The 8,992-nt window shown below is 62.0% G+C and carries 6 protein-coding genes; 1 reads left to right on the top strand and 5 read right to left on the bottom strand.

Features of this window, described 5'->3' with window-relative positions; genetic code table 11:
- Positions 1 to 135 precede the first annotated feature (135 nt).
- From M1B34_RS33330 to M1B34_RS33310, 5 genes are all read right to left on the bottom strand, one after another.
- A complete protein-coding gene (locus M1B34_RS33330; RefSeq protein ID WP_268267394.1) occupies positions 136 to 915 on the bottom strand; it encodes a thioesterase family protein in 780 nt (259 codons plus the stop codon).
- Positions 912 to 2,216 carry a beta-ketoacyl-ACP synthase II gene (gene fabF, locus M1B34_RS33325; protein WP_268260834.1) on the bottom strand — a complete coding sequence of 435 codons (1,305 nt, stop codon included), beginning with the start codon at positions 2,214 to 2,216 and terminating at the stop codon, positions 912 to 914. Before fabF ends, M1B34_RS33330 begins: the two co-directional genes overlap by 4 nt.
- 117 nt (positions 2,217 to 2,333) lie before the next feature.
- Positions 2,334 to 5,420 carry an efflux RND transporter permease subunit gene (locus tag M1B34_RS33320; RefSeq protein WP_268267393.1) on the bottom strand — a complete coding sequence of 1,029 codons (3,087 nt, stop codon included), beginning with the start codon at positions 5,418 to 5,420 and terminating at the stop codon, positions 2,334 to 2,336.
- Positions 5,417 to 6,538, bottom strand: a complete 1,122-nt coding sequence (locus tag M1B34_RS33315; protein ID WP_268267392.1) for an efflux RND transporter periplasmic adaptor subunit — start codon at positions 6,536 to 6,538, stop codon at positions 5,417 to 5,419. The genes M1B34_RS33320 and M1B34_RS33315 overlap by 4 nt, the downstream gene beginning before the upstream one ends.
- A 176-nt stretch (positions 6,539 to 6,714) precedes the next feature.
- A complete protein-coding gene (locus tag M1B34_RS33310) occupies positions 6,715 to 7,335 on the bottom strand; it encodes a TetR/AcrR family transcriptional regulator (protein ID WP_123333333.1) in 621 nt (206 codons plus the stop codon).
- An 87-nt stretch (positions 7,336 to 7,422) separates the two neighbouring features.
- Here M1B34_RS33310 and M1B34_RS33305 point away from each other — a divergent pair, with 87 nt between their 5' ends.
- On the top strand, positions 7,423 to 8,907 hold the full coding sequence (locus tag M1B34_RS33305) for an efflux transporter outer membrane subunit (RefSeq protein ID WP_268267391.1): 1,485 nt from the start codon (positions 7,423 to 7,425) through the stop codon (positions 8,905 to 8,907).
- Positions 8,908 to 8,992 lie beyond the last annotated feature (85 nt).

Here is an 8,992-nt window from a genome sequence, read left to right as displayed (position 1 = left end):
CCTGAAGATCGCCATCGCTGGCAAGCCAGCTCCTACAGCACCCCGCAAACCATCCCTCTGTAGGAGCCAGCCCGCCGGCGATCAACCCTTGAAGCTTGAAGCTCGCCGCTTGAGGCTCCCCCCCCACCTACCACGTCAGGTAAAAATCGCTACGGTCTGACGGGCCCAAAGTACCCTTCGGCCGCTTTCATCCCAGATTTCCATGTCCTGCAAGGAATACCCCTCCAGTGCCTGCTGGCTAAAGGAGTTGATGAGGAACCATTCGCCGGCAACGGCCGGCTGCGGCAAGTCAATCATCCAGGATGCCGAACTGATCGCCGCCGGTTCGGTGAAGCAGGTCATGGCAGCTGGCGGCAGGCTGTCAGCCAGGGCAATCAGGGCGACCGCCGGGTCAACACCTTGCGCATCCAGATGACGGACCCACATCAGCAACTCGGGATTTTCCGCGGCCGACACCGGTAGCGACCCACCTGCAGGACGCATTTCAAAGTTGTAGGCGCACGCCGGGGCTACAGCAGGGTCCAACTCCAGTGTTGTGTACTCGGAAGGGCCGCCCACGGGTGGGCGACACCACGAGTCGTGGACAATGCGACTGGCCCGTGGCCGCACAAACGACAGGGTTGTACGCAACGCCAACTCGTTGCCCGACAGGCAATCGACGGCCACAGAGGTCGCTGATCGCCCCTCGCGCAAGACGCTGGAGTTAAAGGTCTGAGGCTGCGTGACAGGCCCGATGAACGACACCTGCGCAGACTTGAACGGCGGTAAGTCGACTGTTTCATTGCGCAGGATGGTCTCGAGGGAAAGTGCCGCCGACAACCCGCCAAAAACCGTGCGCCCCTGTCGCCAATTGGCCGGTGAATCGAACGGCAGCGACGGATCAAATTGCTTGATTAGCTGGGCAAACGAACTCATGTCACGGCTCCGCCATCCGACGCATCAGTCCAGCGGCGAAACAGCACGCTGGCATTTACCCCACCGAAGCCAAAGCCATTGGACATGGCGTGCTGGATTGCCATCGGCCTGGATTGAAGGGCGACCAGGTTCAAGCCCGTAGCCGCTTCATCCGGGTTGAGCAAGTTGAGCGTCGGCGGAACGATTTGGTCGCGCAGTGCCAGAACGGTGAACACGGCTTCCAGGCCGCCAGCCGCCCCCAGCAAGTGACCGGTGGCGGACTTGGTCGACGTAATCGCAACGTGCGAGGAAGAGCCGAACAACCCACGAATCGCCGCCAACTCACCTTTATCACCGATGGGCGTTGAGGTGGCATGGGCGTTGATGTGCTGAATGTCTTCGGGGTTGAGCCCGGCCTGATCCAGCGCCTGCTGCATTGCACGGCGGGCACCATTACCGTCCTCAGGGCCTGCGGTCAGATGATGGGCGTCCGCGCTGGTGCCATACCCGATCAACTCGGCGATCGGCTGCGCTCCCCGTGCCAAGGCATGTTCAAGGGACTCGATCACCAGTAACCCGGCGCCCTCGCCCATGACGAAACCGTCCCGATCCTGATCGAAGGGGCGAGAGGCTTGCTCGGGGCGATCGTTAAAATGGCTGGACAGTGCTCGAGCGGCGGCGAACCCAGCGAGGCTGACGCGATGAATCGCCGCCTCAGCCCCGCCGCACAACGCGATGTCGGCTTCACCCGAGCGGATTAGCCGAGCCGCGTCGCCAATGGCTTGCACCCCGGCGGCGCAGGCAGTGACCGGAGCCCCCAGCGGCCCCTTGAAGTGATATTTGATCGAGACATGACCCGCCGCCAGGTTGGCAAGAAACGACGGGATGGTGAAGGGTGAGAGCCGACCGGGCCCGCGCTCGTCAGTGGTGCGAACCGCATTGGCTATCGCGGTGAAGCCGCCAATCCCCGTGCCAATGATCGTCGCCGTCCGCTCCTGCTCAGTGCCCTGCCCGGGTGACCACTGGGCTTGCGCCAAGGCCTCGCCTGCCGCCAGAAGGGCAAATTCGATAAACCGGTCGATTTTCTTCCGGTCCTTTGCCGAGGCGGCCAACTCCGGATCAAAACCCGCAACAGGGTCCTGCTCCAGTGAAGGCACCCGGCCTCCTACCGCGCATCCGACCCCCTCACTCAATTCATCCGGCAAGGCGGTGATACCGGACTGCCCCTCCAACAAACGGCGCCAGACTTCCTCCACACCACAACCCAAGGGAGAAACGACTCCCATACCAGTGACTACGATACGTTTGCTTTCCAATGACATTGATTCACCTCATGCGATCTTCGTCAGGGCCCGGTTAATCGGGGCCCTGATTAGCTACTGTCTTCGGCGGCCTTGAGAAAGAAGCTCGCCCGCCTCCGCGGGCGCTTGCTCTCTCATTCAGGCTGGGTGTGGGTGGGTCGAGGGTTCCTGAGCGGTTTCGGGCCTGATCTTGAACCACAGGGCATACATCGCCGGCAGAAACACCAGGGTCAGCACGGTGCCGGCAAAGGTGCCGCCAATCAGGGTGTAGGCCAGCGTTCCCCAGAACACCGAATGGGTCAGCGGAATGAACGCCAGCATGGCCGCCAGCGCGGTGAGGATCACCGGCCGTGCACGCTGCACAGTGGCTTCGACCACCGCGTTGTAGGGCGACAAGCCGGCTTGCTCGTTGGAATGAATCTGGCCAATCAGGATCAGCGTGTTGCGCATCAGAATGCCGGACAACGCAATCAGCCCCACCAAGGCGTTGATCCCGAATGGTTGCTGGAACAGCAGCAGAATCGGCACCACACCAATCAGGCCCAGGGGCGCGGTGGCAAACACCATCCACATGGCCGACATCGAGCGCACCTGAATGATGATGGTCAGCAACATCAGCGCGATCATGATCGGGAACAACGGCAGCAAGGCCTTGTTGGCTTTACCCGACTCCTCGATCGCGCCGGCGAGCTCGATGCGGTACCCCTTGGGCAGCGTTTCGATGAGGGGCTGCAACTGCGTGATCAGGGCATTGGAGACATCCGGCGGCTGGAGACCTTCAGCCACGTCACCGCGCACGGTGATGGTCGGCGTGCGATCACGACGCCGCAGGATGGGTTCCTCCATGCGCACCTCCACCGTCCCCACCTGGGATAGCGACACGCGCTGGCCTTGGGCACCGGTCAGGGTGAAGGCCGCCAGTTTCGACGGATCCAGGCGCGTCTCTCCCGCCGAGCGAGCCACCACCTGGACCGAACGAATGTCCTCACGCACCTCAGTGACTGGCACCCCCGTCAGCAGGAACTGCAACTGTTGCGCAACGTCGCTCGAGGTCAAGCCGAATGCCTGCAGGCGGTCCTGATCCAGGGCGAGGTGAAGTGCCGGTGCGCGCTCGCCCAAGTCAGTGTTGACAGTCCTCATCAGCGGGCTGGCGCTCATGACTCCACGCACCTGCTCGGCGATACCGCGCAACACGGCAGGGTCGGCGCCCATGACCCGGAAGGCCACCGGATAGGGTGAATAAGGACCAAACACCAGCTGCGTGACTCGCACTCGGGCTTCAGGCGCCAAGCCATCGGCCGCCGCTTGCCTGAGGCGCAGCTTGAGTGCCTCGCGCTCCTGCTGGCTGGCGGTCAGCACAACGATTTTGGCGAAGGAGGGATCGGGTAACTCCGGGGCCATGGCCAAGTAAAAGCGCGGCGCGCCCTGGCCAATGTAGGCAGTGACAATCTTCGCTTCCGGCTGCTGGGCCAACCAGGCTTCAACCTTGGCCGCCGCAGCATCCGTCTGTTCGATCGAAGTGCCGTGGGGCATCTGCACTTCAACCAGCACCTCTGGCCGATCGGACGTTGGGAAGAACTGTTTGTTGACCACCCCCATGCCCAGGATCGCCACCACAAACAATCCGACGACGGAGGTCGCCACCAGGCCTTTGCGACGTATCACACTGCCCAGCAGGCGCCTGAAACGCTGGTAGTTCGGGGTGCCGTATATCGCCCCATGCCCGCCCTCCGGCACCTTGATCGGTGGCAGCAGTTTGACCCCGAGGTAGGGAGTAAACACCACCGCCACCACCCAGGATGTAATCAGCGCAATGCCGACGATCCAGAACATGTTCGCGGTGTACTCACCGGCCGTGGATTTGGCAAAGCCATTGGGCATAAAGCCGATCGCCGTCACCAGCGTCCCCGACAACATCGGTGCGGCTGTGTGGCTCCAGGCATAAGCCGAGGCCTTGATGCGGTCGTAGCCCTCTTCCATCTTCACCACCATCATCTCAATGGCAATGATGGCGTCGTCTACCAGCAGTCCCAGCGCCAGAATCAACGACCCCAGGGTAATCCGGTCAAAGTCCTTGCCCGTGGCGGCCATGACAATGAACACAGCGGCGAGGGTCAGCGGCACTGCCGCCGCTACCACGACGCCGACACGCCAGCCCATGCTGATAAAACACACCAACAACACTACGCCCAGGGCGGCAAAAAACTTCACCATGAATTCGGTGACCGAGGCGTCGATGTTCACCGCCTGATCAGTGACCTTGGTCAGGCTCATGCCCAAAGGCATCTGCTCATTGATTGCAGTGGCCTCGGCCTCCAGCGACTTGCCCAGATCCAGGCCGTTCCAGCCGTCGCGCATGACCACGCCGAGCAACAAGGCCGGCTCGCCGTTGTTGCGCACCAGGAACGTCGCCGGGTCCTCATAACCGCGCGTGACCTGCGCCACATCAGCCAATTTCAGGGTTCTGCCCTGGAGAGTCAGCGGGGTGTCGCGAATTTTCTGCAAGTCATCAAACGCGCCATCCAGGCGAATGAACACCTCGGGACCGTGCGCTTCCACTGAACCGGCAGGGGTCATCATGTTCTGCGCATTCAACGCACTGAAGATCTCTCGTGCGGAAATGCCCAGTGTCGCCAGGCGCTCGTAGGACAGCTCGACAAAAATGCGCTCGGCCTGTTCACCGATGATGTTGACCTTCTTCACACCCGCCACATGCAGCAGGCGCTGGCGCAAGCTCTCGGCTTCGCGCACCAGCAAACGCTGCGGTTCACCTTTGGCCTTGAGCGCATAGAGCGCGAAGGTGACATCGGCATATTCATCATTGACCATCGGCCCAATCACCCCAGGCGGCAGGCCCTTCTGCTCATCGAGGATTTTCTTGCGTGCCTGGTAAAACTCCTCCTGGACCGCTGAAGGCGGCGTGCTGTCGAGCAGGTACACCGTGGTGAAGGCCAAACCGGGCCGGGTAAACGTTTCGGTGCGGTCATACCACCGCAGCTCCTGCATGCGTTTTTCCAGCTTTTCTACCACCTGGTCTTGCATCTCCTGGGCCGAGGCCCCGGGCCAGGCGGTGACCACGGTCATTTGTTTGATCGTGAAGGCAGGGTCTTCCGCACGCCCCAGTTTGAAGAAGGCGTACAAGCCGCCCACGGAAATCAGCAGGATCAAAAACAGGGTGATCGAGCGCTCGCGAACCGCCAGTGCGGAAAGATTGAAGCCGCTCATCGACTCACCTCGACCACTGGATGTTGATCGAGACCGGCACGTTCAGTCCGGACCTTCTCCCCTTCGCGTAACAAGTGCGCCCCCAACGCGACCACGCGCTCACCCACCTGCAGGTCACCCGTGACGCGTACGCTGGCCTGGTCGTTCAGGCTGCGAACCTGGATCGGGCGCCATGTCACCTGTTCAGGGTCACCGCCCACGACCCAGACCCCTGGCCCTTTGCCGGCGTCGTAGAGCGCTCCCATCGGCACCTGCAAGGCCTGGACCTCGGCCCCCTGCGCCGCTGCGATCACTACCGAAACGGTCGAACCCAGGGTGGCGTTGGCCAACGCCCCCTCCAGCACATAACGCGCCTCGAAGGTTCGCGTCTGTCGATCAGCCGCATCGGACAACTGGCGTAGACGCGCACTGCCCCCAAGCTGGCTCTGCCCGTAGAGCTCAACCGCCGCCACCGAACCCAACGCAGGACGCAGGGTTTCGGGCAGTTGGATGACGGCTTCGCGCTGCCCTGAATGAGCCACCCGTACCACCACCTGCCCGGCACCCACCACCTGCCCCGGTTCCGCTAGGGTGTCCACCACCACCCCGTCAGCATCCGCTAGCAACGTCGAATAGCCGGTCGCGTTTTTTGCCACATCCGCCTGGGCCTGGGCCGCATTGAGCTGCGCTTTTGCCGAGTCGGCAGCCGCTTTGATCCCAGCGTAAGCCGAGGCCGATACCGCGCCGACAGACACCAAGTCACGGTAGCGAAGCTCATCATCGGAGGTTTGACGGGCTCGTGCCATGGCCGCCAGCACCGCTTCCTGTTGCGCCCGTGCGGCCAGCGTCAGGTCGTTGGCATCGATGCGCATCAGGGGCTGACCACGTTTGACGCGCTGGCCTGCATCCACCAGGCGCTCCAGGACTTTCCCCGGTACCCGAAACCCCAGGTCGCTCTGCACCCGAGCCGCGACGATGCCGCTGAATACACGTTGCGCAGGCGCGGAGGCTTGAACCGTAGCCACGCGTACCAAGGGCACTTGCAGGCGAGGATCGGCAGGCGTGGCCTCGTTGCAGGCCGTCAGGGCAAACGGCAACAAGGCAATGAACATGAATGACGGAGAGTGGCGCTGGATCATAGAGACCTCTGGGTAGCGAATGCGCCATGCTTATTCAAGTGACCAATTCTGTCAATAGTCACAAAGCGAGCGAACAAAGGTCAACCCGCTGACCAGAACGCCGCAGAGAAGCTGAGGATTGGTTTTTCCAGGCGCACGCCGGCGCGGATGCAGGACGCATCCGCCCGTCTGGGTGCTTAAGGCATCAGGCTGCGCAGGACCAGGTTGGAGATCAGCGCAGGGGCGTCTTCAACAAAATCGAGGTTGTGCTGCAAGAGCAAAGGATTGATGAACGGTCGCAAGGCAAGGTGAATCGCATCGACGGTTTCATCCAGCGGCGTCTTGCGCTCGAACTCACCGAGTTCTCGCCCCTCACGCACGATTTGCAAGACGAAGTGCTTGATCTGAGCGTCATAGACTTGCGAACTGGGCCAGCGCTCCGACGCCGAGAACGCTGCAATGTCATAGAGTTTACGGTCGTTGAAGAACAGGCTAACGCCGGTTGCGATCAGGGTTTTGACCAGGCGCCGAAAACGCTCGGTCGGCGAGATGCCCTCGACATTGATGGCCTGTTCCACCGCCGCAATCATTTGCGACAGGCAGTGGCTACAGATGGCTTCACCTATGGCCTGCTTGGAATCAAAGAACTTGTAGATATAAGCCTTGGAAAAACCAATGGCCTTGGCGAGGTCCGAGACGGTTGTCTTAGCGTAACCGTACTGACTGAAATGTTCGTTGGCCGCCGCGACAATCTGGTCTCGAATGTCGTGATCGGCGGGGCCTCGGAGGCTGGGCGAAGAAACGGATAGCTGATTCATGGGAGCAGCTTACGCATCCCCAAGGTGGTTGACAACTTGTGACCAAATTGTAATATCGTCACAAATCAACCTTTTTGCAGGCACCCCATGCACCCTCCTCCTCGTTTTGCCGTGCTGCTGTGTATGGGCATGATTTCAGGCTGTGCCGTGGGCCCTGACTATTCAGCCCCTTCTGTGGAGTTGCCCGCGTCTTTCTCGGCGCCAACCGCAACGGCATCACAAACCGTCGCCGCCCCTGCCGAGCTCGCCGCGTGGTGGAACGCATTCAATGACCCACTACTCAGCCAGTTGATAAACAGTGCGCTCGCGCAGAACCTCGATTTAGCCCAAGCCGCCGCACGGATCGAGCAGGCTCGTTCCGGCTTGGGGGCTGCTGATGCGGCCCTGCTGCCCTCCGCCACCGTCAACGGCCAAGCAGCCCGAGCCCGGCAGTCATTGGAAACGCCATTGGGCCAAGTGCTCAACTCAACCCCATCCTATGATCGCTACGGCAGTGCTTATGAAATGAACTTGAATGCCGGCTGGGAGCTGGATGTGTTCGGCGGCCTACGCCGAGGCCAAGAAGCCGCCCTCGCCGATTACCAGGCCTCGCAAGCCGGGGCGACGGCCACACGACTGGCAGTGGTCGCACAAACCGCCGACCTTTACATCAGCATCCGAGGCCTGCAAGCGCGCTTGGACATTGCCCGGCAGCAAGTGGGCACACGACAGCAACTGCTCGGCACCCTCGAACACCTTTATGCAAAAGGTCTGGCTGCCGAACTGCAGCTAAACCAGGCCCAAGGCGCGCTGAGTCAAGCCCAGGCCAGCGTGCCGGTCCTGCAAGCTGGTCTGGATGCAACCCTGAACGCGCTGGACGTGATGCTCGGCAAACCACCGGGTACTTACCGCGCATCGCTGAGTGAGCCCGCGCCCATCCCGGATGTCCCACGTCTTGCCGCCATGGGGACGCCCGCCGACCTGCTGCGGCGGCGCCCAGACCTGATCGTTGCCGAGCGCCGCCTTGCGGCCTCCAACGCCCGCATCGGCGAAGCCATGGCCGAGTACTACCCCAAACTGTCCGTGGCGGCACTGCTCGGCAGTGCCACCTCGGTCTCTAGCGCAAACCTGTTCAGCAACGGCGCCAGCCAGGCCTCGGCGGCACTGGGGTTACGCTGGAGACTGTTCGATTTTGGCCGCATCAACGCCCAGATTGACTTGGCAAAAGGCCAGAAAGCTGAAGACTTGGCGGCTTACCGACAGTCCGTCCTGCGGGCCTGCGAAGAGGTGGAAAACGCGGTGTCGGCACGGATCAATCGCGAGCAGCAATCGACCCGGCTTGCCCAGGGTGAGTCGGCGTATGCGAAGGCCCGAGCGACCTCGTTTAGCGCCTATGAAAAAGGCGTGGTCAGCCTGATCGAAGTCCTGGATGCCGATGAGCATCTCCTGGCGGCATCGGACGGCAGGGCCCAGGCCCAAACCGAATCGGCTCGCGCTGCGGTGGCCACGTTCAAAGCACTGGGCGGCGGCTGGCAGGACACCCTCGCTGGCAAGCCAGCGCCCACAGCCCCCCGCAAAACCATCCCCCTGTAGGAACCGGCTTGCCGGCGATCGGCCCTCAAGCCCTGCACCGCCCTGAAAATCGCCATCGCTGGCAAGCCAGCTCCTACAGCACCCC

It is taken from the genome of Pseudomonas morbosilactucae, assembly GCF_023241715.1.
GTDB lineage: Bacteria > Pseudomonadota > Gammaproteobacteria > Pseudomonadales > Pseudomonadaceae > Aquipseudomonas > Aquipseudomonas morbosilactucae.
This window is presented reverse-complemented; position numbering and strand designations above follow the sequence as displayed.